Source organism: Albibacillus kandeliae (genome assembly GCF_003116585.1).
GTDB classification, from domain to species: Bacteria; Pseudomonadota; Alphaproteobacteria; order Rhodobacterales; family Rhodobacteraceae; genus Albibacillus; species Albibacillus kandeliae.
Genome location: NZ_QEHM01000004.1, coordinates 130131 through 155145, shown reverse-complemented (window position 1 = coordinate 155145; position 25015 = coordinate 130131). Strand labels below are relative to the sequence as shown.

Annotated in this window: 30 protein-coding genes and 2 tRNA genes; 9 read left to right on the top strand and 23 right to left on the bottom strand. The window is 67.5% G+C overall.

The window, feature by feature from the left end:
- Positions 1-4: 4 nt before the first annotated feature.
- Positions 5-982 (top strand): class 1b ribonucleoside-diphosphate reductase subunit beta, encoded by a 978-nt coding sequence (gene nrdF, locus DDT93_RS11410; RefSeq protein WP_109465973.1) that lies wholly within the window; start codon positions 5-7, stop codon positions 980-982.
- Positions 983-1125: 143 nt separating this feature from the next.
- Here the strand turns inward: nrdF and DDT93_RS11405 are convergent.
- From DDT93_RS11405 to DDT93_RS26735, 15 genes are all read right to left on the bottom strand, one after another.
- A tRNA-Phe gene (locus DDT93_RS11405) sits at positions 1126-1200 on the bottom strand.
- Between the two features lie 84 nt (positions 1201-1284).
- Positions 1285-1467: a DNA gyrase inhibitor YacG gene (locus DDT93_RS11400; protein ID WP_109465972.1), complete on the bottom strand. Its 183-nt coding sequence runs from the start codon at positions 1465-1467 to the stop codon at positions 1285-1287.
- On the bottom strand, positions 1464-2486 hold the full coding sequence (locus DDT93_RS11395; protein ID WP_109465971.1) for a ribonuclease E/G: 1023 nt from the start codon (positions 2484-2486) through the stop codon (positions 1464-1466). Before DDT93_RS11395 ends, DDT93_RS11400 begins: the two co-directional genes overlap by 4 nt.
- Complete coding sequence (locus DDT93_RS11390; protein ID WP_109465970.1) at positions 2483-3061, bottom strand: Maf family protein; 579 nt, start codon at positions 3059-3061, stop codon at positions 2483-2485. Before DDT93_RS11390 ends, DDT93_RS11395 begins: the two co-directional genes overlap by 4 nt.
- A 14-nt stretch (positions 3062-3075) precedes the next feature.
- Positions 3076-3294 carry a translation initiation factor IF-1 gene (gene infA, locus DDT93_RS11385; RefSeq protein ID WP_005978431.1) on the bottom strand — a complete coding sequence of 73 codons (219 nt, stop codon included), beginning with the start codon at positions 3292-3294 and terminating at the stop codon, positions 3076-3078.
- Positions 3295-3376: 82 nt separating this feature from the next.
- Positions 3377-4255 carry a carbon-nitrogen hydrolase family protein gene (locus tag DDT93_RS11380; protein ID WP_109465969.1) on the bottom strand — a complete coding sequence of 293 codons (879 nt, stop codon included), beginning with the start codon at positions 4253-4255 and terminating at the stop codon, positions 3377-3379.
- 36 nt (positions 4256-4291) lie between these two features.
- A complete protein-coding gene (locus DDT93_RS11375) occupies positions 4292-4879 on the bottom strand; it encodes a GNAT family N-acetyltransferase (protein ID WP_109465968.1) in 588 nt (195 codons plus the stop codon).
- Positions 4876-5265 (bottom strand): ketosteroid isomerase-related protein, encoded by a 390-nt coding sequence (locus DDT93_RS11370; RefSeq protein WP_109465967.1) that lies wholly within the window; start codon positions 5263-5265, stop codon positions 4876-4878. The genes DDT93_RS11375 and DDT93_RS11370 overlap by 4 nt, the downstream gene beginning before the upstream one ends.
- A 42-nt stretch (positions 5266-5307) precedes the next feature.
- Entirely contained in the window at positions 5308-5769 is a 462-nt protein-coding gene (locus tag DDT93_RS11365; protein ID WP_109465966.1) for an arsenate-mycothiol transferase ArsC, read from the bottom strand.
- A complete protein-coding gene (locus DDT93_RS11360; RefSeq protein ID WP_269800947.1) occupies positions 5770-6255 on the bottom strand; it encodes a UPF0262 family protein in 486 nt (161 codons plus the stop codon). It lies immediately after the preceding gene.
- Positions 6256-6341: 86 nt separating this feature from the next.
- On the bottom strand, positions 6342-7643 hold the full coding sequence (hisD, locus tag DDT93_RS11355) for a histidinol dehydrogenase (RefSeq protein WP_109465964.1): 1302 nt from the start codon (positions 7641-7643) through the stop codon (positions 6342-6344).
- 93 nt (positions 7644-7736) lie between these two features.
- The gene (locus tag DDT93_RS11350; protein WP_157960152.1) at positions 7737-8237 is read right to left on the bottom strand and encodes a GNAT family N-acetyltransferase; all 501 of its coding nucleotides are present in this window, start codon (positions 8235-8237) and stop codon (positions 7737-7739) included.
- Complete coding sequence (locus DDT93_RS11345; protein WP_109465962.1) at positions 8227-8706, bottom strand: DUF2948 family protein; 480 nt, start codon at positions 8704-8706, stop codon at positions 8227-8229. The genes DDT93_RS11350 and DDT93_RS11345 overlap by 11 nt, the downstream gene beginning before the upstream one ends.
- Complete coding sequence (gene murA, locus DDT93_RS11340) at positions 8703-9971, bottom strand: UDP-N-acetylglucosamine 1-carboxyvinyltransferase (protein ID WP_109465961.1); 1269 nt, start codon at positions 9969-9971, stop codon at positions 8703-8705. The genes DDT93_RS11345 and murA overlap by 4 nt, the downstream gene beginning before the upstream one ends.
- A gap of 5 nt (positions 9972-9976) precedes the next feature.
- Complete coding sequence (locus DDT93_RS26735) at positions 9977-10132, bottom strand: hypothetical protein (RefSeq protein ID WP_198654826.1); 156 nt, start codon at positions 10130-10132, stop codon at positions 9977-9979.
- Between the two features lie 84 nt (positions 10133-10216).
- On the opposite strand from DDT93_RS26735, the gene DDT93_RS11335 reads away from it, so the two are divergent.
- Positions 10217-10291, top strand: a tRNA-Thr gene (locus DDT93_RS11335).
- A gap of 236 nt (positions 10292-10527) precedes the next feature.
- On the opposite strand, the gene DDT93_RS11330 is transcribed toward DDT93_RS11335, so the two are convergent.
- Positions 10528-11469: an NAD(P)-dependent oxidoreductase gene (locus tag DDT93_RS11330; protein ID WP_157960151.1), complete on the bottom strand. Its 942-nt coding sequence runs from the start codon at positions 11467-11469 to the stop codon at positions 10528-10530.
- Positions 11470-11743: 274 nt separating this feature from the next.
- Between DDT93_RS11330 and DDT93_RS11325 the strand changes: the two genes are divergently transcribed.
- Positions 11744-12748: a 2-dehydropantoate 2-reductase gene (locus tag DDT93_RS11325; RefSeq protein ID WP_109465959.1), complete on the top strand. Its 1005-nt coding sequence runs from the start codon at positions 11744-11746 to the stop codon at positions 12746-12748.
- 13 nt (positions 12749-12761) lie between these two features.
- Here the strand turns inward: DDT93_RS11325 and DDT93_RS11320 are convergent, their stop codons facing one another.
- Positions 12762-14249, bottom strand: a complete 1488-nt coding sequence (locus tag DDT93_RS11320) for an inorganic phosphate transporter (protein ID WP_109465958.1) — start codon at positions 14247-14249, stop codon at positions 12762-12764.
- A 74-nt stretch (positions 14250-14323) separates the two neighbouring features.
- The gene (locus DDT93_RS11315) at positions 14324-14782 is read right to left on the bottom strand and encodes an NUDIX hydrolase (RefSeq protein WP_109465957.1); all 459 of its coding nucleotides are present in this window, start codon (positions 14780-14782) and stop codon (positions 14324-14326) included.
- A 193-nt stretch (positions 14783-14975) separates the two neighbouring features.
- On the opposite strand from DDT93_RS11315, the gene gndA reads away from it, so the two are divergent.
- Positions 14976-16379: an NADP-dependent phosphogluconate dehydrogenase gene (gndA, locus tag DDT93_RS11310; protein WP_109465956.1), complete on the top strand. Its 1404-nt coding sequence runs from the start codon at positions 14976-14978 to the stop codon at positions 16377-16379.
- A gap of 82 nt (positions 16380-16461) precedes the next feature.
- Here the strand turns inward: gndA and hrpB are convergent, their stop codons facing one another.
- Together hrpB and DDT93_RS11300 are read right to left on the bottom strand one after the other, a co-directional pair.
- Complete coding sequence (gene hrpB / locus DDT93_RS11305) at positions 16462-18906, bottom strand: ATP-dependent helicase HrpB (protein ID WP_109465955.1); 2445 nt, start codon at positions 18904-18906, stop codon at positions 16462-16464.
- Between the two features lie 135 nt (positions 18907-19041).
- A complete protein-coding gene (locus tag DDT93_RS11300) occupies positions 19042-19779 on the bottom strand; it encodes a DUF3108 domain-containing protein (RefSeq protein WP_109465954.1) in 738 nt (245 codons plus the stop codon).
- Between the two features lie 35 nt (positions 19780-19814).
- On the opposite strand from DDT93_RS11300, the gene meaB reads away from it, so the two are divergent.
- From meaB to DDT93_RS11280, 4 genes are all read left to right on the top strand, one after another.
- Positions 19815-20807, top strand: coding sequence for a methylmalonyl Co-A mutase-associated GTPase MeaB (gene meaB / locus DDT93_RS11295; RefSeq protein ID WP_109465953.1), 993 nt, complete (start codon positions 19815-19817; stop codon positions 20805-20807).
- Between the two features lie 118 nt (positions 20808-20925).
- Positions 20926-21213 (top strand): 50S ribosomal protein L28, encoded by a 288-nt coding sequence (rpmB, locus tag DDT93_RS11290; protein WP_109465952.1) that lies wholly within the window; start codon positions 20926-20928, stop codon positions 21211-21213.
- A gap of 95 nt (positions 21214-21308) precedes the next feature.
- Complete coding sequence (locus tag DDT93_RS11285) at positions 21309-21659, top strand: hypothetical protein (protein WP_109465951.1); 351 nt, start codon at positions 21309-21311, stop codon at positions 21657-21659.
- 44 nt (positions 21660-21703) lie between these two features.
- On the top strand, positions 21704-22144 hold the full coding sequence (locus tag DDT93_RS11280) for a copper chaperone PCu(A)C (RefSeq protein ID WP_109465950.1): 441 nt from the start codon (positions 21704-21706) through the stop codon (positions 22142-22144).
- Here the strand turns inward: DDT93_RS11280 and DDT93_RS11275 are convergent.
- Both DDT93_RS11275 and DDT93_RS11270 read right to left on the bottom strand, forming a co-directional pair.
- Entirely contained in the window at positions 22141-22833 is a 693-nt protein-coding gene (locus DDT93_RS11275; RefSeq protein ID WP_109465949.1) for an NAD-dependent deacylase, read from the bottom strand. The two genes, DDT93_RS11280 and DDT93_RS11275, sit on opposite strands and share 4 nt — an antisense overlap.
- Positions 22830-23267: a hypothetical protein gene (locus tag DDT93_RS11270; protein ID WP_109465948.1), complete on the bottom strand. Its 438-nt coding sequence runs from the start codon at positions 23265-23267 to the stop codon at positions 22830-22832. The genes DDT93_RS11275 and DDT93_RS11270 overlap by 4 nt, the downstream gene beginning before the upstream one ends.
- A gap of 60 nt (positions 23268-23327) precedes the next feature.
- On the opposite strand from DDT93_RS11270, the gene DDT93_RS11265 reads away from it, so the two are divergent.
- Complete coding sequence (locus tag DDT93_RS11265) at positions 23328-23798, top strand: low molecular weight protein-tyrosine-phosphatase (RefSeq protein ID WP_109465947.1); 471 nt, start codon at positions 23328-23330, stop codon at positions 23796-23798.
- A gap of 186 nt (positions 23799-23984) precedes the next feature.
- Here DDT93_RS11265 and DDT93_RS11260 read toward each other — a convergent pair whose 3' ends face one another.
- Positions 23985-24950, bottom strand: coding sequence for a LysR family transcriptional regulator (locus DDT93_RS11260; protein ID WP_109465946.1), 966 nt, complete (start codon positions 24948-24950; stop codon positions 23985-23987).
- Positions 24951-25015: the final 65 nt, after the last annotated feature.

Genomic DNA, 25015 nt, shown 5'->3' with positions numbered 1-25015 from the left:
AGAGATGAAAGATACGCACCTGACCCGCCCCGTTCCCCGCGCGATCAACTGGAACCGTCTGCAGGACGACAAGGATCTGGAGATCTGGAACCGCCTGACCGCCAACTTCTGGCTGCCCGAGAAGGTACCGCTGTCGAACGACATCCAGAGCTGGTCGCAGCTGACCGAGGCCGAACAGACCCTGACCATCCGGGTCTTTACCGGTCTGACCCTGCTCGACACCATCCAGAACACCGTGGGGGCCCCGGCGCTGATGCCCGACGCGGCGACCCCGCATGAAGAGGCGGTGCTGACCAACATCGCCTTCATGGAGGCGGTGCATGCGCGCTCCTACTCCTCTGTCTTCTCGACCCTCTGCCGCACCGCCGAGGTGGACGAGGCCTTTCGCTGGTCGGCCGAGAACGAGCACCTGCAGGCCAAGTCGCGCCTGATCCTCGACGAGTACGATTCCGCTTCGAACCCGCTGAAGAAGAAGATCGCCAGCGTGTTCCTCGAATCCTTCCTGTTCTACTCCGGCTTCTACCTGCCGATGCACTGGTCGAGCCGCGCCCGCCTGACCAACACCGCCGACCTGATCCGCCTGATCATCCGCGATGAGGCGATCCACGGCTATTACATCGGCTACAAGTTCCAGCGCGCCATGGAGCGCCTGCCCGAGGCCGAGCGCACCGAACTCAAGGACTTTGCCTTTGCGCTGCTCTTCGACCTCTACGACATCGAGGCGCGCTATACGGAACAGCTCTACGACCCGCTGGGCCTGACCGAGGACGTGAAGCACTTCCTGCACTACAACGCCAACAAGGCGCTGCAGAACCTTGGCTTCGAGGCGCTGTTCCCCGACGAGGCCTGCCGCGTGAACCCCGCGATCATGGCCGCGCTCTCGCCCGGATCGGACGAGAACCACGACTTCTTCTCCGGCTCGGGCTCGAGCTATGTCATCGGCAAGACCGTGGCGACCGAGGACGAAGACTGGGATTTCTGAACCCGGACCAGAGACGCGCGGCGGACGGCGCCGCGCGTCTCTGTTGGGAAGGGGGAGGAATCGGTTGGCGCGAGCGGGTGTGCGGCCGGGGTGAGAGTCGCAGCCTGGGGCTGGGCCATCGAGGGGCTGGTTTTGCTTGGAAATGGTGCCCGGGGGCGGAATCGAACCACCGACACGAGGATTTTCAATCCACTGCTCTACCCCTGAGCTACCCGGGCACGGGGAAGGGCTCTGCCCTTCGGGTTTTGGCGTTCTAGGCGGATGTTGCGGGAGTGTCCAGAGCCTTTTTCAGGGTCTTTGCGTCAATGCGGTTTGCGTTGCGCTGCGTCGGCTTCTTCCTGCGCCTTTTCAAGGTCTTCGGGGTCTTCCGACGGGATCGCGTAGGAGCCGGTCAGCCAGCGGCCGAGGTCGCGGTCGGCGCAGCGGCGCGAGCAGAAGGGGCGGTATTTGCGGTCGGTCGGCTCGCCGCAGATGGGGCAGCTCATGACAGCACCTCGCGGAGCGGCACGCGGCCGCGTTTGCGCTGCAGTTCGAAGTGGCCCATCGGGGTCCAGCCGACCAGCACCGTCTCGTCGGTGTCGGTCTTGAAGGCGGCGCGCAGGGAGGATTCGAAGGTCTTGCGGTCCTTCTTGGCCATCGGGGCCGCGTCGATCACGATCTGCCCGCCGAGGCCGCGCACGCGCAGCACGCGGGGCAGGGCTCGGGCGCAGGCGATATTGGCCTTGAGCCCGGCGGCCAGCGAGGTGTCGGCGCCGGTGTTCACGTCGACGGCGACCAGCGCCCGCGTGGGTTCGACGTAGAGCGTGCCGCCCCCGGCGAGCGGTTCGGCGATGCCGAGCGCGGTGTCGATGGCGTCGAGCACGCCGTGATCGTCGAAGCCGCCGGGTTCGGTCACCACGTCGGCCGGTTCGCTCCACTCGCGCCAGGCCAGCGCATGGGGGCCGTCGCCCTCGGCCAGCACCTCGGTCTCGGTGCCGGTGTCGCCCATCACCTGGGCCGCGAGGGAGGCCATGGCGGCGATGTCCTCGGCGATCTCGTCCTCGTCCGCCCCGGCGCAGGCCGAGCGCAGGATCAGCCCGTGTTCGGCGCCGCCCATCTCGGCATGCGCGATCTCCAGCAGGCGGTCACGTTCTTCCTCGTCGCGGATCGCGCGCGAGATGTTGAGGCCGGGCGCCTCGGGCGTGACGATGGCATAGCGGCTCTTGAACAGCAGCCGGGTGGTGACCGGAATCGCCTTGCCCGGCTCCGCGTAGCTCGAGACCTGCACCAGCAGCAGCTCGCCCGGGGCCAACCCCTTGACCTGCCGCAGGAAGGCGGGGCCATCGGGGGTGGTCAGGAACATGCCGCCCTGTCCCTTGACGGGCCGGTCGGCGCGGGCGCGGTAGATGGTGCCGGGGGCGGGCGCATCGGCCTCGACCAGCAGGTCTTCGAGCTTGCCGTCGACCATCAGTGCCGCGGCTTCGCGGTCCTTGAGGTGGTCGAGGATGATGGTGCGGCCTTTCACGAGGCATCTCCATAGACAGGCAGGCCGGCGGCCTGCAGCAGGGTCGCGGTTTCGGCCAGTGGCAGGCCCACGATGCCAGTGAACGAGCCGGAAATCCACGGGATGAAGGCCCCGGCCATGCCCTGGATGCCATAAGCGCCCGCCTTGCCCTGCCAGTCGTTGCTGGCGAGGTAGGCGTTGAGCTCCTGATCGGACAGGCGCTTCATCTTGACCGAACTCACCACGTCCTTCTGCCAGATGCGCGCGCCGCGGCGCACGGCGACCGAGGTGATCACGTCATGACGGCGACCCGAGAGCTTGAGCAGGAATTCGGCGGCCTCGCCCGCGTCGGCCGGTTTGCCGAGGATTCGGCGGCCGAGGGCCACGGTGGTGTCGGCGCAAAGGACCACGTCATCCGACGCGGCCTCGACGGCCTGCACCTTTTCGCGGGCGATGCGCGCGCAATAGGGGCGCGGCAGTTCGCCGGGCAGGGGGTCTTCGTCGATGTCGGGGGGGCGCACCGCGTCAGGCTTGAGACCAAGATGCGCCAAGAGGTCCAGCCGCCGGGGGCTGCCGGATCCGAGAATAAACGCCACGTTTCGCGCGGCGCTTACTTGAAGCGATAGTTGATCCGACCCTTGGTCAGATCGTAGGGGGTCATTTCGACCTGCACCTTGTCGCCGGCCAGAACACGGATGCGGTTCTTGCGCATCTTGCCTGCCGTATGTGCGATGATTTCATGGCCGTTCTCGAGCTCGACCCGGAATGTCGCATTCGGCAGGAGTTCCTTCACGACGCCGGGGAATTCGAGAGTGTCTTCCTTGGCCATGATGTCTCCATTGCGTAAAGCCCGCCAGTCTGCGGACCGTGCGCTTAAATGGGCTTAAACCCCGGGGTTTTCAAGTCCACAATCAGTGGAAATCGACGATTGTTACCGAATCCGAGCGGCCGGACTGTTCGGCCCAATGCGTGCGGTTGCGCACGACGCCATCGTTGCGGACGTGGGCGACGGCCTCCCGGTCGATCTCGGCATAGGTCCAGCCGGAGCGTCCGATCTCTCCCACGGCGATCACGCCGTCCGACGGAAAGCCGGTATCGGGCGGGCCATAGACGCCGCCAGCCCCGATGCAGGTCTCGACCGCCTCGGACCACGGGGCCTCGCCGTTGACCGAGGACATGATGGAAACACACTGGTTTTCGAGCGCCCGCGCCATCGCGCCGATGCGGACGCGCCAGTAGCCTGCGAGCGCTTCGGTACAGGAGGGGACCAGCAGGAAGTCGATGTCCTGAAGGGCGCGGCCGAACTGCGGGAATTCGCTGTCATAGCAGATCAGGACGCCGAACTTGCCGAGCCTGGTCTCGAAGACCTTGAGCGGACCGCCCCCGGTCACGTCCCAGGGGTCGCGCTCGAACATGGTCATGATCTGCTTGTCCTGATGGTCGACCTTGCCATCGGGAGAGAAGAAGTAGGCGCGGTTCACCGGGCGGGAATCGGGCATGGCCACCGGACCGGAGGGGCCGAGGATATGCACGTTGTATTCTGCCGCCAGCTTGCCCAGCACCTTGTTGGCATCCTCCATCCGGTCGGACACGGCAAAGAGCGAGGCTTCGAGATCGGCGGCGACGTTGGTGCCGGCGAGCGTCGCCAGCTCCATCGCGCCATATTCGGGGAACACGAGGAGTTCGGCCCCGTTGCCCGCCGCTTCGGACACCCATTTGCCCATCTTGTCCTCGTAGGCGGCCCAGCTGTCGAAGAAGTCGAGCGGGTAGGCGGAGGTGGCGATCTTCATGGGTGGCTCCTTTCGGCTTGGGGCCAATCGGCCAGATCAGAGGCCGGATTTCAACCAGAATTGCATCGGTTTGAAGGTCTCTTCTTTCGCATCGAGGTCTTTCCAGCCGAACTTTGCCACCACACCGGGCAGCGGGCGATAGCCGCGCGCCTGCCAGAACCCGTCGAGCGGACGATAGCTCTTTGGCTTGAGCGGATGGTTCGCGGGCCGGATCACCGCGCAGAAGGCGCTGCGGTCGAAGCCTAGGGCCTTGGCGTGTGCCTCGCGCAGGTCGAAGAAGCGGTGTCCGATGCCCTGGCCCCGGTATCCCGCCAGCAGCACCGACTCGGCGCAGTAGAAGACCGAGGAAATCTCGATGTCGGTCGCCTCGAAGGCCTCGGCGAACTCGTCGGCGTGTTCGACCAGCGGTGTGCCGGTGGCGGCCCCCACCAGCCGGCCGCCTTCGAAGGCACCGACCAGAACGGCGCCGGGACTGGTGCGGTAGGTCTCGAGATAGCGCCGCTCGTAGGCCACGTCGCCGTCGTAGAGATAGGGCCAGTCCCGGAACACCCTGATGCGCAGCGCCGCGACATCGTCCAGCGCCGCGTCGAGGTCCGCACCGGTGAGGACGCGGGTTTCGATCATGACACCTGCGCGATCCAGTCGGCGAGGTTGTAGTAGGTCGTCACGCGCGCAATCTTGCCGTCGCGGATGTCGAAGAAGGAGCCGCCGGGCAGGCGATAGGTCTGGCCCTTGGCCTCCGGCAGGCCCGAATCGGTGGCAAGGTAGGTGCCGTTCACGATGAACTCCGCTGCCGCGCGGGTGCCGTTCGCGCCCTCGAAGATGACCATGTCGGTCAGCTCTTCCTTGTAGCAGCGGGTCATGTGGTCGTTGAATTCCTTGAACAGCGCCTTGCCGCTGCGGATCTTTCCCTCGTTCACGTGGTGCGCCACGTCGTCGGTCAGGCAGTCCAGCATCGCGTCGGTGTCACCGGCGTTGAAGGCTTTGAAATAGGTTTCGACGATACTCATTCGCTTGTCCTTGTTGGGAGGGTGGTCGGGCCTTTGCGGCCGTTATTGAACTTCGGTCGGTTCGCCGAAGCGATCCTTGAGCCGGTCGATGATCTGGTCGCGGGTGCGGCGGTACTGGGCGAGCTTTTCCTCGCGGGTCTCGCCAAGGCCGGTCGGGTCGAGGATGGGCCAGTATTCCACGTCGAGGTGAAAGAACCGCGTCAGCTCCAGCGCGCGGCGCTGGCTGGCGGGGGAGAGGGCGACCACGAGGTCGAAGGAACTGAGATCGTCGCCCCATTGCTCCATCTCGTCGAACGAGCGGGAGCGGTGGCGCGAGAGTTCCACGTCCATCTCTTGGCACACGGCGATGGTGAACCCGTCGATCTCGAGGTCGTTGTGGACGCCGACCGACTGAACGTAGGTGTCGGTGCCGTAGAACTTCTTCATGATCGCCTCGGCCATGGGCGAGCGGACCGCGTTGTGATCGCAGCAGAAGAGGACAGACTGCGGAAGCGGGTCCGACATCTAGGCTCCGAAGTGCAGCACGCAGATCAGGGTGAACAGGCGCCGGGCTGTATCGGCATCCACCTCCACCTTGCCCTCCAGCCGTTCCTGCAGGACCCGGCTGCCCTCGTTGTGAATGCCGCGCCGCGCCATGTCGATCGTCTCGATCTGGCTGGGCGGCAGGGTCTTCACCGCGTCGAAGTAGCTTTTGCAGATCTGGAAGTAGTCCTTCACGACCTGACGGAACGGCCCGAGCGACAGGTGGAACTCGGCCACCTTCGACTCGTCCGAGGTCTCGACATCGAACACCAGCCGCTTGTCGCGGATCGCGAGGTTGAGCTTGTAGGGCCCCTCGGGGGCCGCGCGCCCGTCACGGGCGGGCAGGACGAAGGAGTTGTCTTCCAGCAGGTCGTACATGGCGACCCGCCGCTCCTGCTCGATCTCGGGCGTGGGGGGCGGCAGGTTGGAATCGTCGAGCTGGATTTCGCTGATCCGGGACATGGGCATCGCTTCTTTGGCAGTTCCTGCGCTCTTTGCTAGCGCGGCAGGGATCCTGTGGCAATGCAGCAATTACCCGCGGCGCAGCCCCGCCGTCAGCGGTTCAACTGCGCCAGCCGGGCGGTGACCGAGAGGCCGTGCGCCTCGAGGCTTTCGGAGGTCGCCAGTGCCTCGGCGGCCGGGCCGATGGCGCCGAGCGCTTCGGGCGTCATCCGGGCCAGCGTGGTGCGCTTGACGAAATCCATCACCGAGAGGCCCGAGGAGAACCGGGCCGAGCGGGCCGTGGGCAGCACGTGGTTGGGGCCGCCGACATAGTCGCCGATGGCTTCCGGCGTCCAGCGCCCGAGGAAGATGGCCCCGGCGTGCACGGTCTTTTCCGCCAGTGCCTCGGGGTCGGCCACGCAGAGTTCGAGGTGCTCCGGTGCGATCCGGTTGGAGAGCGCCGCCGCCTCGTCGAGGTCGCGCACGGTGATTACGGCTCCGAAGTCGCGCCAGCTTGCGCCCGCGATCTTGCGCCGCTGCAGGGTCGTCAGCCGTTTGTCGACGGCCTCGGCCACCGCGCGGCCAAACTCGGCATCGTCGGTGATCAGGATCGACTGCGCGCTTTCGTCGTGTTCCGCCTGGCTCATCAGGTCGAGCGCCAGCCAGTCCGGGTCGTTCTCGCGGTCGGCGATCACGAGGATCTCGGAGGGGCCGGCGATCATGTCGATCCCGACCTTGCCGAAGACGCGCCGCTTGGCCGCCGCGACGAAGGCGTTGCCGGGGCCGGTGATCTTGTCGACCGGCCGGATCGTCTTGGTCCCGTAGGCAAGGGCCGCGATCGCCTGAGCACCGCCGACACGGTAGATCTCGGTCACGCCCGACAGGTGCGCGGCCAGCAGGACCAGCGGATTCACCTCGCCATCGGGTGTCGGCACGGTGATCGCGATGCGCTCGACGCCCGCGACCTTGGCGGGAATGGCGTTCATCAGCACGGACGACGGATAGGAGGCCAGCCCGCCCGGAACGTAGAGCCCGGCGGCGGAAACCGGCGTCCAGCGCCAGCCGAGCGTGGCCCCGGCCGCGTCGGTCCAGGATGCGTCTTCGGGAAGCTGTTTCTCGTGGTAGGCGCGGATGCGCGCGGCAGCGAGTTCCAGTGCGGCGCGGTCGTCAGGCGTGACCCGCTCGATGGCATCGGCCACTTCGTCGGCGCTGAAGGCCAGCCGGTCCGGCGTCAGCTCGATCCGGTCGAATTTCGCCGTCAGTTCGATCACCGCCGCATCGCCCCGCTCGCGCACGTCCGCGATGATCGCGGCAACGGTCTCGTCCACGTCCGGGCTGTCCTCGCGCTTGGCCGAGAGCAGGTCGGTGAATGCGGCTTCGAAGCCGGCGTCGGTGGTGTCGAGAAAGACGGGCATGGCGGTACTCCTGAACTTGCCCTGCCATAGCCGCCTCGGGGACGCTTCTCAAGCGGGGGCTGCAGGGCGGGGGGCGCCCCCCCCGTCGGCGGGTTACAGCAGACGGACGCAGAACAGGTCGGTCTGCGGACCTTCGGGCATCATGACCGCGTTGGGCAGCCGCCCTTCCTGCCGGAACCCGTGGCGTTCGTAGAAGCGCACCGCGCGCGGATTGTCGGCGGCCACCGACAGCTCAAGCTGCGTGATGCCAAGCTCGCGGGCATGGGTCACCAGCGCTTCCATCAACAGGTCGGCCGCGCCGGTGCCCTGCGCCTCCGGCACCATGTAGAACGGCCCGACCTCGGCGCGGTGGCGGGCGCGGGCAAAGGGCATGATGCGCAGGGCGGCCATCCCGAGGGGTCTGGTTCCGTCGAAGACCCCATGCACGAGGCCATGCCGCAGGAAATCGACCTCGACCTCGTCCGTCCGGGCCTCGTACTCGTCGATGGAGAGGATGAACGCCCCGGGGAATCGTGTGAGGCCGTCGCGTCTGAGCCAGCGCCAGCTGGCGAGGTCGTCCGGCGTCATGCGCCGGACCGTGATCTCAGCCGTCATGTTCCGGCGCATGGTGCGACGGAGCGATATAGGGGCGGGTGACGTCCTTCAGAACCGCTTCCAGAGCCTCGACTTCGAGGCGAATGGCGCCATCCCCGGCCAGCGTAAGAAGGACGGTCCCGTCTCCGTCCTCGCCGGGCTCGAAGGTCACCGACAGCAGTGAGAGGACGATATCCTTGTCGCCGCGGTCCAGCCCCTGGCTCGCCACCTTGAGGACGTTGTCGAAGGCCAGCAGCGACTGCACACGTTCGAAGTCGCGGCCGCGGCGGCGGGCGGTGTCCTCGTCTTCCCAGCGGAACCGGTTCAGCAGCAGGGCAAAGCGGCGTTCGGCCTTGCGCCAGCGCATCTCGGTGATCGGGAACACCGCGTCCTGCACCAGGGTCGAGATCACCTCGAGGTCCCCGGCGTCCAGCGCGCCGAGGTTCAGCGGGGCCTCGGCTCCATCTTCGAAGGTTGCGTCCTCGCTCACTGTCCCGGGATCCTTTCGATCAGTGCGCCCACGCCCTTGAGCTTGCCCACCACGTGCTCGTATCCGCGGTCGAGGTGATAGACGCGGCTGACCTTGGTTTCGCCTTCGGCCGCCAGCCCCGCGAGGATCAGCGAAACGCTGGCCCGCAGGTCGGTGGCCATCACCGGGGCGCCCTTGAGCTTGCTCACGCCGGTCACCTTCGCGGTGCCGCCGTGCACGTCGATCTGCGCGCCCATGCGCATCAGTTCCGGCGCATGCATGAAGCGATTCTCGAAGATCTTCTCTTCCAGCACGCTGACCCCGTCGGCGGTGCACATCAGGGCCATCATCTGCGCCTGCAGGTCGGTGGGGAAGCCCGGGAAGGGCTCGGTCGTGACATCCACCGCCTTGATATGATCGTCGCGACGACGGACGGAGAGGCCGTTCTCGGTCTCGCTGACCTCGACACCCGCCTCGTCGAGCTTGTCGCAGAAGGCGGCGATCAGGTCGCGCCGGCCGCCCAGCAGTTCCACCTCGCCGCCGCAGATCGCGGGGGCCAGCATGTAGGTGCCGAGTTCGATCCGGTCGGTCACCACCGGGTGAGTCGCGCCATGTAGCCGGTCCACCCCCTGAATGGTGATGGTGTCGGTGCCTTCGCCTTCGATTTGCGCGCCCATCTTGCGCAGGCACTGGGCGAGGTCGACGATCTCGGGCTCGCGCGCGGCGCGCTTGATCACCGTGGTGCCCTTGGCCAGCGTCGCCGCCATAAGGGCGTTCTCGGTCGCGCCGACCGAAACGAAGGGAAACTCGATGATGCCGCCCTTGAGCCCGCCGGGGGCCTTGGCATGCACGTAACCGTCCCGCAGGTCCATCTGGGCTCCGAGGGCCTCCAGCGCCCTGAGGTGAAGGTCGACCGGGCGCGCGCCGATGGCGCAGCCGCCGGGCAGCGAGACGATAGCCTGCCCGTCCCGGGCCAGCATCGGGCCGAGCACGAGAATCGAGGCGCGCATCTTGCGCACGATGTCGTAGTCGGCGGTGTGGTTGTTCAAGTCGTGGCTCGACATCGCCAGCACCTTGCCGTCCTGCAGGCTCGACACCTCGGCGCCCAGCGAGCCCAGCAGCGCCGTCATGGTGCGGATGTCGCTGAGGCGCGGCGCATTGGTCAGCGTGAGCGGTTCGTCGCTCAGAAGCGTCGCCGGCATCAGCGTGAGACACGCGTTCTTGGCCCCCGCGATCGGGATTTGCCCTTTCAGCGGGCCATTGCCCGTAACGATAATCGAATCCATCTGCCCTAGTCCCCGGCCTTGCCCGTTTTGTCCTCTCCCCCGGCCCGAGCCCGTGCCTGCGCCTTGCGTCGCGCCAGATTCGCCTTCAACGCGGCCTTGAGCCGGTCTTCCCGAGTCGTCTCCTTCTCGGCGGTCTTGGAGGGGGTGGATTTGTCTGCCATGAACCCTGTCTATCCGGTCCTGAAAAAAGCGTCCAGATTGCCCTTGCACCCCATTCGGTTTGCGTCTAATCACCCGCCCACGGCGCTGCTGTAGCTCAGAGGTAGAGCACTCCCTTGGTAAGGGAGAGGTCGAGAGTTCAATTCTCTCCAGCAGCACCATTTCCCTTTTCCGCACATTTAAGCTGTCGCAAATCGCCTTGAATGGCGTCGCTTTGCCGTGTCGGATCCTCTGATCTTGGAACGTCGATTCCGGCCATGGAATCATGGGCGCGGCGGCGGTTGGAGCCGGGTTTCCATGAAAAAAATGCCAGCACTTTTGAGGTGCTGGCTCTTTGCCGTCGGTGGCCTGACTGGGCGCGGGTCTGGTGCCGTTCGCCCGATCCGCGGGCTGGAGTTCAGTAACCTCGGCCGAGGTCGACCACGTCGATCATCGCGGTGCCCTCGACGAAGGCCGAGAGGTTGGCCATCGACTTGCGTTCGAAGCGCTGGCGTTCGGAGCCGCCCGAATAGGATTCGTGCGGCGTGAGCAGTACCTTGGGGTGGGTCCAGAACGGATGATCGGGCGCGGGCGGCTCGGGCGAGGTCACGTCGAGTGTCGCCTTGCCGAGTTGGCCCGAGTCGAGGGCGCTGACGAGGTCGGCATCCACCACCAGTCCGCCGCGCGCGACGTTGATCAGGTGCAGACCCGGCTTGGCGCGGGCGAGGAAGGCCGCGTTGACCAGCCCGGCGGTCTCGGACGTCAGCGGCGCGGCCAGCAGCAGGTGGTCGGCCCCTTCGATCACCTCTTCGGGCGAGGCGCAGGGGGTGATTCCATCGGGTGCGTCGTTCCAGGTGCCGCGGCGGCTGGCGTGGACGTCCATGCCGAAGGCGAGGGCCCGCTTGGCCGTCTCTGCCCCGATGGCCCCGAATCCGACGATCCCGAGAACCTTGCCCTCGAGCGTTCCGAAGTTGCGCGGCCCCCAGTTCTCGGGGGCGGTGGTGCGCGCGCCGACAAGGTCCTTCTCGACCAGCAGCATGGCGGCCATCGCGTATTCCGCGATCTGCGGCGCGGTCAGGCCGCGTCCGTTGGTGACGATGCGCCCCTGCTTGAGCCAGGTCGGGTAGATCTCGATGCCCGCCGAATAGGTCTGAACCCACTTCAGCGCGGGCAGATCGGCGCCTGCGGGGGCCTTTGTCCAGTTCGCGTTCGAGCTGGTCATAAGGATTTCAGCCTCGGCCGGGATTTCCCAGGGCCGGTCCATGTCGAGACAGTCGATCACTTTCGGGGCGGTCGGATGTGCGGCGAGCAACTGGCCGAATGCGGCGTCGATCTGGTTGGCGATTACGGGTCCGGTCATGCTCATGCCTTTCGTGGAGGGCCGGAGATCGGGGCGTATCCCCGGCCGGGGAGTCCGCACGCTCTTATCGCGGCTCGGACCGGGGTTCATCCTCTTAGTGCGAGGAAGGGCGGGCGGCAGCATCCGGCGTGTGGGAGGTGTTGAATTTTTGTCCAATGCCGCGCGGGTGGATGGTCGTGTCGCGCGGGCACGGCAAAAATTGGCGTGGCCGCTTGCATTTCGGGACCAAGACTTAGTTTCCTCCCCTGTAAGTGCAGGGTGAGGGATGAAGATCATGAACAGCGACAGGATCGTGGTGGCGGGCGCCGGGGCGGTCGGCTGTTTCGTCGGCGGGCTGCTGGCGGCGTCGGGGCGTCCGGTCACCCTGCTGGGCCGGGCTTCGATCCTCGATCCGATTGCCGCGAACGGGCTGGCGCTGACCGATTTCTCCGGGCTCGACGCCCAGATCGCGGCCGAGAGCCTAACCCTCTCCGAGAATCCAGAGTGCCTGCGCGATGCGGGGGTGATCCTTGTTGCGGTCAAGACCCCCGGATCGCCCAAGATGGCGATTGCCATCGGCGCGAATGCCGCGCCCGAGGTGCCCGTGGTCAGCCTGCAGAACGGGATGGACGCGGTCGCCGCGCTGGAAAGCGGCCTGCCGGGGCGGCGGGTGCTGCCCTCGGTCGTCGGGTTCAACGTGGTGCAGAGGGGCGGGGCGCGGTTCCACCGGGCCACCGGGGGCGAGCTGCTGCTGCCCCGCTCCGCCGAGGCGTTGGAGCTTGACGTGGCGGGGCTGGAGGTTCGGTTCGTCGATGACATCGTTGCCCACCAGTGGGGCAAGCTGCTGCTGAACCTGACCAATGCGCTGAACGCTCTTTCTGGGCTCACCATCCGCGAGCAGCTGCTTTCGCGCCCGTGGCGGGGCCTGCTGGCCGACCAGATGGCCGAGGGGCTGGCGGTGCTGCGCAAGGCGGGCAAGCCGGTGCAGTCCGGAACCCCTTTGCCGCCGGGGGCGATTCCGGGGCTGCTGAGCCTGCCGACGCCGCTGTTTCGGGTAATCGCCGCGCGCATGCTGGCGGTGGACGCCGAGGCGCGGACCTCGATGGTGCGCGACTTCGAGGCGGGGCGGCCAACCGAGGTCGACTCGTTGCAGGGTGCGCTGGTGCGGCTGGGCAAGGCGCAGGGCGTGCCCACGCCGATCTGCAGCGCGGTGCTGAACCTCGTGCGGTCTGGGGAAGGACAACAGGCACCGCGCCGCTATTCGGTGGCGGAGATCCGAAAGAAGGTGAAGGCGGGCTGAGCCGGGCGCGGCCTCAGCCCTGCGTGGTGATAAAGCGCAGGATCATGAAGATGAGCGCCGAGAGCAGGGCCGCTGCCGGTACGGTGATGATCCATGCCGCGATCACGGTCAGGAAGTGCGACCGCCGTACCAGTTTGCGCCGCCGCCGTTCGACCGAGGCGATCTTCTTCTCGACCGGGGCGTCGCCCACCACCTTGCGCAGGTGGCGTTCCATGTACCATTCGCGGAAGAACCCCACGCCGAACACGCCGCCCACCGCGATATGGGTGGAGCTGACAGGCAGGCCGAGCCAGCTTGCCACGATCACAGTCAGCGCGGCGGAGAGCGCGACGCAGTAGGCCCGCATCGGGTTCAGCTTGGTGATCTGGTTGCCGACCATGCGGATCAGCTTGGGGCCGAAGAGGAACAGGCCGAAGGAGATGCCGGCGGCGCCGATCATCATGACCCAGCCGGGCAGCTCGACCTCGGAGGTGACATCGCCGTACTGGACCGTGTGCACGATGGCGGCGAGCGGACCGACCGCGTTGGCGACATCGTTGGCGCCGTGGGCGAAACTCAGCATCCCCGCCGACAGCACCAGCGGCAGGCCGAACAGGGTCTTCAGCGACTTGTTGCGGTTCTCCATGCCCTCGGACTGGCGCCGGATCAGCGGACGCGAGATGGCCCAGGTCGCAAAGCCCAGCGCGACGCCAATCAGGAGCGCGGTCGAGATACTGATCTCGATCACGTGGTTCAGGCCCTTGAGGGCGAGATAGGCGGCAAAGGCCCCGGCCATCAGGCCGACGAGGATCGGCACCCAGACGCGGGCTGCGGCGATCTTGTCCTCGCGGTAGATCACTTTCCACTTGATCAGCGCAAGGCAGGCCGCCGCGATGCCGCCGCCCATCAGCGGCGAGATGACCCAGCTGGCCGCGATCCCGCCCATGGTGGTCCAGTCGACGGCGCCGAGCCCGGCCGCCGAAATACCCGCGCCCATGACCCCGCCGACCACCGCGTGCGTGGTCGAGACCGGCGCGCCGATCCAGGTGGCAAGGTTGACCCAGAGGGCGGAGGACAGCAGTGCGGCGAGCATGGTCCAGATGAAGATGCGGTCATCGCTGATCGCGCTGGCATCGACGATGTTCTTGGAGATGGTGGTGACCACGTCGCCACCCGCCAGAAGCGCCCCGGCGCTTTCACAGATTGCGGCGATGACGATCGCGCCGCCCATGGTCAGCGCCCGGGCGCCCACGGCGGGGCCCATGTTGTTGGCCACGTCGTTGGCACCGATGTTGATCGCCATGTAGGCGCCGAAGACGGCCGCCGCGATCACCACGAAGCTGTTGGGGGAGTTGCCGAAGAAAACGGCCGCCGCGATGCCCGCCATGACGATGAAGGCCAGCGCGATGCCCGGCGCGACCATCGGGCGCGCGGCATGGCTCGCAGCCAGTTCCACCTGGCTGATCCTGTTCAGATCCTTGTCGAGTGTCTTCCAGGTCTTGTCGATCTGCTTCTGGGTCATGCAACTGCCTCGGTTGGGGCAGAGCGCCTAGAGACTTTGCGAGCAAAGCGCAAGGGCAGAGCCCTGTCCAGCGCTCAGAGGCTGCGCAGAATGTCCTGCAGGCCGGGCTCCTGCACCATGCCTGCGGCCTCCTTGGGGGTGACCCAGCGGCGCACGCGCTCGTCGCTCTCGGGGTAGGAGGCGGCGAGGTCGCCCACCTTGACGCGGTAGACGTGGGTATCGACCGGCTGGGGGACACCGGAGTCGAGCTTCTTCATGTACTGGTACTGGCCGATCGGGCGCGGGTCGATCTCGGCCTCGGTCACGCCAGCCTCTTCCCAGGCCTCGGTCAGGGCGGCGCTGGCGGCGCTCAGCCCGTCCATCGGCCAGCCCTTGGGCAGGACCCAGCGGCCGGTGTCGCGGCTGGTGATCAGCAGCACCTCGACCCCGTTCGGCCCGTCGCGCAGGCATAGCGCGGCCACCTGCACCCGTTTCGGGCGAAGCAACATGGGGCGCAATACCTGTTCCCAGGCTTTGGCGAAGGTGCGAGTCATGGTGATGTCCAGCTTACTGCCGATCGTTCTTGTTTGTTGGGGAACGATATGAGGCTGTCATGTTCGTTTTGCAAATGCCGAGGTTCTTTTTTTGTCGATTTTTTGGGATTGTGATCGTTTTTCGCGCATGGCCCGCCCTTGCGCCGGGGCGTCCGTGGCTTATAGCTGCTGAGAGTGGCAGAGGAGTGGAACGATGGGCGAGGCAAGGATCGGCATCTACGGGCTGGGCACGATGGGAAGCGCGCTGGCTCTCAACCTCGCCGAGAAGGGGATCAGGACCGCCGTCACCAATCAAGAGCCGGAATGGATCGCGCCTTTCCTCACCGAAGCGGGGCCGCTTGCCGCCAACCTCGTGCCTTCGGAGACACTTGAGGATTTCGTCGCCTCCCTCGCGACGCCGCGCACCATTCTCTTCATGATCCCCTCGGGTGCGCCGGTCGACGGGATGATCGAGCGGCTGCGGCCGCTGCTGGGCGAGGGCGATACGCTGATTGATGGCGGCAACGCCGACTTCAACGATACCCGTCGCCGCGTGGCCGATCTCGAAGGGACGGGCCTGCACTTTGTCGGCATGGGCGTTTCGGGGGGCGAGGAAGGGGCCCGGCACGGCCCCTCGATGATGGTCGGCGGGACCGATCACAGCTGGACCCAGTTGCAGCCGATGGCCGAGGCCATCGCCGCGACGTTCAACGGCGACCCCTGTGTTGCCCACGTGGGGCCGGACGGGGCGGGGCATTTCGTCAAGACGGTGCACAACGGGATCGAATATGCCGACATGCAGATCATCGCCGAGGTCTACGGTCTGCTGCGCGATGGCGCGGGGTGGGACGCGGCGCGCATCGGCGCGCTGTTCGGGGAGTGGCGCAAGGGGCCGCTCGACAGTTTTCTTGTCGAGATTACCGCCGAGGTGCTGGGCGTCACCGACCCCGAGACCGGCAGGCCGATGGTGGACCTGATCCTGGACACTGCGGGGCAGAAGGGCACCGGCCGCTGGACGGTGATCGAAGCGCTGAAGCTCGGTCAGTCGGCCACCGCCATCGAAGGCGCGGTCGCGGCGCGCAGCTGGTCATCGGAAAAGGCGGCGCGGGGCGTGGCCTCGGGGATGCTGCCGGGGCCTGAGGGCGCGGAGCTGCCCGACGAGGCAACGCTGGAGGCCGCGATGCTGGCGGCGCGCATCCTGACCCATGCGCAGGGCTTCCGGGTGCTGGCGGCGGCGTCGGAGGAGTTCGGCTGGTCGCTGGACCTCGCGCGTATCGCCGAGATCTGGCGGGCGGGGTGCATCATCCGCTCGGCGCTGCTGGACGATCTCGCCGGCGCGCTGCGGGGAGAGATGCCGGAGGGGCACCTGATCCTGACGCTCGCGTTCCGGGCCAAGCTGGCCGAAACGGTCCCGGCGCTGCGCACGACCGTGATCGCGGCGATGCAGGCCGGGCTGCCGGTGCCCTCGCTCGCCAGCGCACTCGGCTGGTACGATGCGATGCGGCAGGCGACGGGGACGGCGAACCTTGTTCAGGCGCAGCGGGATTTCTTCGGCGCGCATGGCTTCGTGCGGACCGACCGGCCGGGCGCGACCCACGGGCCGTGGCACAAGGTATAAGCGGGGCAGGCCCGGAAACAGGCACGAAGTGCCCCGGGCCAGCGCCCGTCCGCGGACGGGCACTGACCTTCCGGCGTACTTCTCACCCCTTTCGCGGCTTGGCTCTGAGCGTCGGATCGGCCTGCGTCGGGTCCTCGGGCCAGGGGTGCTTGGGGTAGGCGGCGCGCATGTCCTTGCGCACGTCGGCATAGGATCCGGCCCAGAAACCCGGCAGGTCGCGGGTGACCTGCACCGGGCGCTGGGCGGGGGAGAGCAGGGTGATCTTGAGCGGTACGCCTGCCGCCTCCGGATGGCGGGTGACGCCGAAGAGTTCCTGTAGCCGCAGCGCGATCTCGGGGCCTTCGGAGCCGTAGTCGATGGCCACCTCGCGGCCCAGTGGCGTGGTGAAGCGCGCAGGCGCAGCCTGATCCACCTGCTGCTGCTGGCCCCAGTCGAGCATGGCGCGCAGGGCGGGGAGGAGATCGAAGCGTTTCCAGTCGTCGGCGCTGCGGACACCTTCCAGCATCGGCAAGAGCCAGTCTTCGAGACTCTCCATAAGGCCGTCGAGAGAGAGGTCGGGCAGGGCATCGCCCCCGGCGCGGACCAGTTCGACCCGCTTGGCATAGCGTTCCGCCGCGCCGTCGAGGCGCAGGCCGAGGTCGCGCACGCCGTCGAGCATGGCGCGGGCCACGTCGGCGGCGTCGGCGTCCTTCCAGGCGCGGTCGTCTAGGATAAGAGCCCCGAAACGTTCCTGCTGGCGTGCCACCACGCGGCGGTCGCGTTTGGACCATTCGCAGAACGAGACCTGCTCGATCTGGTCGGCGAACAACTCGCGGATCTCGGCCTCGCCGATCTGGGCGGCCATGCGCACCTTGGCCTCGCGCGGGTTGCCGTCGGTGTCGATGGCGACGATGAAGGGTGCCCCGGCGAGCGCGTCGCCCTCCGCCATCACCGCGCCCTTGCCGCCGGAGAGGACATAGCGAGGCTGGTCGCCCTTGCGGCGCTGGCCGATGCGGTCGGGGTAAGCCAGCGCGGCAAGCGCGGCGGGGGAGAGGTCGGTCGGGTTGCCCGCCTGTCGCGCGAGGCGTTTCGCCTCGGCTCGGATGCGTTCGACGCCGCCCCGGTCTGCCTGCCAGGGGCGTTCACGGCCATAGCGGGCCGGATCGCGCAGGGCCTCGAGCCGCAGCAACAGGTCGGAGGGTGCGCCGCGCAGCGGATCGCGCTCGGCCATCAGCGCCGCGAGGTCGGCGGCGCCGCGCCCGCCGATCACCAGCATATGGGCAAGGCGCGGGTGCAGCGGGAGGGCAGCCAGCGCGCGGCCGTGGTCGGTAATGCGGCCCTGCGCGTCGAGGGCGCCGAGCATGTGGAGCAGGGCACGCGCCTCGGCCAGCGCCCCCTCGGGCGGCTGGGTGAGGAAGGGCAGGTCGTCGCCACCCCAGAGCGCCAGTTCCAGCGCGAGGCCGGTGAGGTCCGCCGCTTCGATTTCGGCGGACGGGAAGGCGGCGAGCGCCCCTTCCTCGCCACGGGTCCAGAGGCGGTAGCAGGTGCCCTCGGCCACCCTGCCGGCGCGGCCCCGGCGCTGCTCGGCCTCGGCGCGGGTGACGCGCTCGGTCACCAGTCGCGACATGCCGGAGCCGGGGTCGAACCGCGCGCGGCGCGACTGGCCTGCGTCGACCACCACGCGCACGTCCTCGATGGTGAGCGAGGTTTCGGCGATGGAGGTGGAGAGGACGACCTTGCGGCCCTTGCCCTGAGGCCGGATCGCCTCGCGCTGGGCGGCGAAGGGGAGGGCGCCATAGAGGGGGCGGAGGGTGCAGTCGCCGGACAGGCGGCCCTCCAAGAGGCGTTCGACGCGGCGGATCTCGCCCTCGCCGGGGAGGAAGACGAGAATCCCACCGCCGTTGGCGCGGGTTTCCTTCTCGGCCTGCGCCACGAGGTCGGCGGCCGCCTCGGCGATGCGGGGTCTCGGGCCGAGGGGGCGGTCGAGCCACCGGGTCTCGACCGGGAAGCTGCGGCCTTGGGAGGTGACGATGGGCGCCTGCATCAGCGCGGCGACGGGTGCAGCGTCGAGGGTGGCGGACATGGCCAGCAGGATCAGGTCGTCGCGCAGGGCGCCCGCGACCTCCAGGCAGAGGGCGAGGCCGAAATCGGCGTTGAGCGAGCGCTCGTGGAATTCGTCGAAGATCACCGCGCCGATGCCGGGCAGGTCGGGGGCGGATTGCAGCATCCGGGTTAGGATGCCCTCGGTCACCACCTCGATGCGGGTCTCCTTGCCGACCTTGGCCTCGCCCCGGATGCGGTAGCCGACGGTCTGGCCGACGGGCTGGCCCAAGGTCTCGGCCATGCGCTCGGCGGCGGCGCGAGCGGCGAGGCGGCGGGGTTCGAGCATGACGATCTTGTGTGGTGTGAGACCGGCGTCGAGCATGGCGAGTGGCACCCGCGTCGTCTTGCCCGCGCCCGGCGGGGCCTGCAGCACGGCGCGGCCCGCATCGCGCAGGGCGGCGATGAGATCGGGCAGGGCGGTGTCGATGGGCAGGGTGCGGCTCATCTCCGCCTTATCGCCAAAGGGCCGGGAGGCGTCCAGAGGGGGCGCCTTGGAGTCGGGAGGCTTTGTTCTCGGTTTTGGGTGCTGCGTGGCGGGTGTCGGGAGTGAGTATTTGGAGAGAAAAGATGGCTGGGGGCGTCAGCGCAGGATGAGTGTGACGGGGCCATGGACGGTTTCGACCTCGGCGCGGGTTGCCTGCATCCGGTCGTGGGGGCCCGAGAAGTGGAGAGTGATCGAGAAGCCGGGGTGGCGCGCCATTTCTTCGGGAGGGTATCCGGCGCGGCGGTCGAAGCGGCCCGCGCAGGTGATCGTGCCGGGCTGTTCGGACGCGCGCGCAAGGGACAGGTGATTGAGGCGGGCCCCGTCGAAGACCGCGAGGTCGAGGTCGCAGAGCGCGGATCGGGGGCGCGGGCGCAGGGCGGCGAAGAGCGCGGTCATGGGGTCGACCGTATTCCGCTGGAGCCGGTCGGGGACGGCAGGGCCCTCGGCCCCGGCGCGGCCGCCGGAGAGGGTCGGCCCGCCGCTGCCGAAGGTGAGGGTCGCGTCGGAGCTGCGCCGCCCGGTTTCCACCTGCTCGCCGTAGGAGAGCGGGGCGAGGTGCGGGTGGAGCTTGCCCTCTGACCGCATATCGAAGCGGATGTGGGCCAGCGCCCCGGCGAGGCCCGTGGTGCGGAACCGGGCGGAGGCGGTGTAGGCGCCCTCGGCCTCGCGGGTGGCGAGGGTCAGTTCACCAATCCTGACGCCGAAGGCGCGCACGGCGTAGCGCTGGGGCTCGGCGGCGGCGGTTGCGGCAGGCGTCAGCAGCAGGGCCATCGCGAGCCCGACCGCTGCCCGGGCTGGACATTTGCGGTTGCGGTTGGTCAGTTGGCGCGACATGAAACCCGGCCCCCGCAGGGAGATGGACGACAGGCATGGATATCGCAGAGCTCGGTGACAGCATCTTGAAGGGCGACCGCCGCGCGCTGTCCCGGGCGATCACGCTGGTCGAGAGCCGCCGCGCGGATCACCGGGCGCAGGCCGCCGAACTGCTGGACCGGCTGGCCGTGGCAGGCCGTCAGGCGCTGCGTGTCGGCCTCTCGGGCACGCCGGGGGTGGGTAAGTCGACCTTCATCGAAAGCTTCGGGATGATGCTGATTGGGCGCGGCCTGAGGGTGGCGGTGCTGGCGGTCGACCCGTCGAGCGCGCGCTCGGGCGGCTCGATCCTCGGCGACAAGACGCGGATGGACCGGCTGGCGCGCGAGCGGAGCGCCTTCATCCGGCCCTCGCCCAGCCAGAGTCACCTTGGCGGTGTCGCGCGGCGCACGCGGGAGGCCGTGGCGCTGTGCGAGGCGGCGGGGTTCGACCTGGTGCTGATCGAGACGGTGGGTGTTGGCCAGTCCGAGACGGTGGTGGCCGAGATGTCGGACCTGTTCCTGCTGCTGCTGGCGCCTGCCGGGGGCGACGAGTTGCAGGGGGTCAAGCGCGGCATCATGGAGATGGCCGACCTGATCCTCGTGAACAAGGCGGATGGCGACCTGAAGCCGGTGGCGACCCGCACCTGTTCGGATTACGCGGGGGCGCTGAGGTTGCTGAGGAAGCGGCCGCAAGACCCGGAGGGCTTCCCAAAGGCGCTGATGGTCTCGGCGGTGGAGGAGACCGGGTTGGCGAAGGCCTGGGACGAGATGCAGGCGCTGACCGAATGGCGGCGCGAGGCCGGGCACTGGGACCGCGCGCGGGCCGATCAGGCGCGCTACTGGTTCCGGCAGGAGGTGGAGCAGGCGTTGCTGGCGCAGCTTGGCACGGCGGAAAACCGGGCGCTGATGCAGCGGCTGGGGGACAATGTGGCCGAGGGCGGGCTGGCCCCGGCCCGTGCGGCGGAGGAGATGCTGGCGCATCTTCGCGGTGCGGCGAGGATAGCCCCTTGACCCTCGTGGCGATTCCTCTTAAAGCCACCAAACGAATTTCTGGGCGCTGCCGCTGGCGGTGCCCAAATGTTTTGACCGGGCTCCGAACGCGCCCGCTGATGAACCAGAGGATGATCCAATGTCGCGCGTCTGCGAACTGACCGGAAAAGGCCCGATGACTGGCAACAATGTCAGCCACGCCAACAACAAAACCCGTCGCCGGTTCCTCCCGAACCTGAACGACGTCACGCTGCAGTCCGAGACCCTCGGCCGCGGCATCAAGATGCGCATCTCGGCATCGGCGCTGCGCAGCGTCGATCACCGTGGCGGTCTCGACAAGTTCCTGGCGAAAGCCAAGGACGAAGAGCTGAGCGCACGCGTCCTGAAAGTGAAGAAAGAGATCGCCAAGGCAGCCGCCTCGGCCTGATCCTTCTCCGCGTCGAACTTACGCACGGCCCCGCCATCCGGCGGGGCTGTTTGCGCTTGTGAGGTGCGGTTTCCGCCCGCTATACCGGCGGAACCATGCGTGATTTCCCGAGATACTGCGCCGCGCTGGCGCTGATCCTGCTGCTGGTCGTGACCGGGCAGGGGCTGGCCGTGGCCCGGGGCACCCCGGTTGCGGCTGGGCAGATCACGCTCTGTACCGGCAGCGGGCCGGTCATGGTTTTCGTCGACGACAAGGGGCAGCCCACGGCGCCGCCGCATTACTGCCCCGACGGCGCGCTCGCGCTGTTCGACATGGTCGCGACCGTGCCGGCGCTGCCGCCGCGGGCACCGCGCCTGCTGCAGGTGAGTTTCGACATCGCCGCCACTCCCGGCCAGGGCCGTCCGCGCCCGGGAGTCTCGGCGCGCGCGCCTCCCGTCATGGTCTGAGTTTGCCGAGAGTTCAGACCAGATAAGACGACGAGGAGTGAAAGATGTCTTACCGTAGCCTAGTTTTGGGCGGCCTTGCCGCGACCCTGCTGGCGGGCATGGCCCATGCCGACGAAACCATAACGATCGACGATCCCTATTTCCGCATGGCGCGCCCCGGCGCGCCCACGGGCGGGGTGTTCATGGTGATCGAGAACCATGGCGATACCGACGACCGGCTGGTCTCGGCCTCGTCCGCGATCGCGCGGATGGTGCAGCTGCACACGCATCAGATCGACGCCAACGGGGTGGCTAAGATGACCGAGGTCGAAGGGGGCTTTGCCGTGCCGGCCCACGGCGAGCACGCGCTGGAGCGCGGCGGCGATCACGTCATGGTCATGGGGATCACCGCCCCCGTGGAAGAGGGCACGATGGTGCGGCTGACGCTGGTCTTCGAGAAGGCGGGGGAAATCCACATCGAAGTACCGGTGGATTCGAGCCGCTAGACGCCCAGCAGTTCGTCGACCCAGGCCGGGACGGTCCGGCTGGCCGGGCCGAACCGGGTCTCGGCAAAGTCCGACACCACGGCGGAGGGGTCGAGGTTCAGTTCGACCGTATGCGCCCCGGCGGCATTGGCCTCCTGCACGAAGGCGGCCGCCGGGTAGACCTGACCCGAGGTGCCGATGGCAGCGAAGAGATCCGCGCTGGCGAGGTGGTCGTAGATCAAATTCATGTAGTAGGGCATCTCGCCGAACCAGACCACGTCGGGTCGCGCCATCGGGCCGTGGCACTGGGGGCAGGGCTCGCCGACAGCCATCTCTGCGGGGGCGGGCCAGCGGTGACCGCAGGCGGCGCAGAGGGCCCCGGCGAGGGTGCCGTGCATGTGCAGGACGCCGGTGGCGCCCCCGGCCTCGTGCAGGGCATCGACGTTCTGGGTCACGATCACCACCTCACCCGGCCAGTCGCGCTGGAGGCGGGCCAACGCCTCGTGGGCGGCATTGGGCTTTGCCTCGGCGGCCGCGACGCGCCGCAGGTTGTAGAAGTTCTGGACCAGTGCGGGGTTGCGGGCAAACCCCTCGGGTGTCGCCACGTCCTCGATCCGGTGCTGCGCCCAGAGTCCGCCCTCGTCGCGAAAGGTGCCCATGCCACTCTCGGCCGAGATACCGGCCCCGGTGAGGATGACGATCTTGTTCATTTCAATACATCCAGTGCCTTCTTGCGCGCTGTACGAAAGCTTGTCGGTTTCGAAGACACGTCCAGGAGCCCCTGCATATCTTCTGTGTATAGATCGACGTGATACATTCGAGGTTCCCTCATCATGCCGGTCGCCATGTATGATCCGAAGGAGACCGCCTTGCGAAAGCACTGCCCGTCATCAAGAAAGAATACATATTGCTTGGCGAAACGACCCTGCAACGGCCCCATGTCGTAAGCGGCAATGGTCTTTCCCCCGCCAATGTCGATCGTCTCACGCAGCTGGGGTGTCTGTTCATAGGGTGCCAGAAACTGCCCCCAGGTCTTCATGACGCAGTCTGTCTCGTAAGATAATGCATTGTCCCCGGCATTGGCTGCGCCAGACAAGGCAAAGGCGAGCACGATCAATGGCAAGAGAAATCGACGTTTGAGCAATGGTCTACCTCTTTGGTAATACTTGGCTGACACGATCACCCTATCGGAGGCGTCCTGGCCATGCCCAGCGAAAACCATAGCGCGGAGACCGCCGGACCCCGGGTGCTCTTTGTCTGCCTCGGCAACATCTGCCGCTCGCCGGCGGCGGAGGGCGTGTTCCGCGCGCTGATGCCGGAGGCCCGGACGGACAGCGCCGGTACGTCTTCCTGGCACGTGGGCGAGCCGCCCTATGGTGCCATGCAGCAGGCGGCGCACGCCCGTGGCGTTGATCTGTCGGACCTGCGCGCGCGGCAGTTCACCCGCGCCGACTTTGACCGCTTTGACCTGATCGTGGTGATGGACGACGACAACCGAGAGGCGGTCGAGGATCTGCGCCCCTCCGACAGTGCGACGCCGGTGCGGTTGTTCACCGACTACGCCCCTGACTCGGGCGCCAGCTACGTGCCCGACCCCTATTACACCCGCGACTTCGATGGCGTGCTGGACCTGATCGAAGAGGCGGCGGCGGGGTTGAAGGCGGCGCTTTCCTGAGCGCCCCGGGGCCCCGGATTAAGTAAAGTGAAATTTGGACGATCTTGTTCCTAAAACGGCAAGCTGGCCATTGTCTTGCCTCCGTCTCGTGCTCTCATGTTGCAGGAAAGGGCATGTGAGACAGCGGATTTCGTGGCGATGCAGCGAACAGGGATCAGGGACGACAAGCGCGTTATGGCGTGGCTCTCAGGCCTCGATCACGCGCAGTTTGCCCACGAGGAACGGCATCCGCGTAAGGCACGGGTCGATGATCTGGGTCTGCGCCAGACGCCGCAGGGTCTGGGCCACGTCGCGGGGCACCTGGTCGGCCCAGTCCGCGTGCGAGAACAGCGATATGGTGCGGGAGAAGGCGCCGAAGGGCAGGGGAAAGGCCTCGATCTCGTCCTGGAAGCGCACGGCGCGCATGTAGCCGAGCGGGGTGGTGATGGCCCAGCCGATGCGGCGGGCAACCATCGCCATCAGGGCCGGGTTGCTGCCGATCTCGAACCGCTCCTCGAAGTCGAGTTTCTGCCGCGCCAGATGCGCTTCGATCTGACGGCTGATCAACTGGTCACGCGCGTAGCGCAGGAACGGCAGGTCGGCGAGTTGCTCCATGATGGCCTGCGGATCGGTGATGATCCCGCGCGGCGCGACCAGCATGAAGGGGTCGCGGATAATCGGGCGTTCGACGATGCCCTCGTGCACCTGCCCGGGGCTGGCCGCGATGGCGATATGCAACTCGCGTTCGGCCATCGCGTCGCGCAATTCGTGGCTCGACGCGGTGATCAGCTTGAAGCGGCTCTTGGTAAGGCTGTCGGCAAGGACGGTGGCAAGACGCGGCGTCAGGTCGTTGTCGAAATCGTCGATCACGCCGATGGACAGCGTGCTCAGGTGGGTCAGGTCCATGACGGTCAGCTCGCTCTGCGCCAGTCGCAGTTCGGAGAGGACCGTCTCGGTGCGTTCGAGAAAGCTCCGGCCGGCAGCTGTGAGCCGCATCGGGCGGCGCGCATGATCGACGAGATCGGTGCCGAGCGCGGCTTCGAGGTTACGCAATTGCTGGCTGACGGCGGGTTGGCTGAGGCCGGTCAATTCGGCGGTCTGGGCGACCGATCCGGTCTTGGCGAGCGAGGCGAAAACCTCGAGCCCGCGCAGGGTGACGCCCTTCATGATCATCGTTCCGCTCCGAACAGTTTAACCTTTTGTGAATTTAGCCCTGCTAGCGGTCAAGTGCCGCTTGG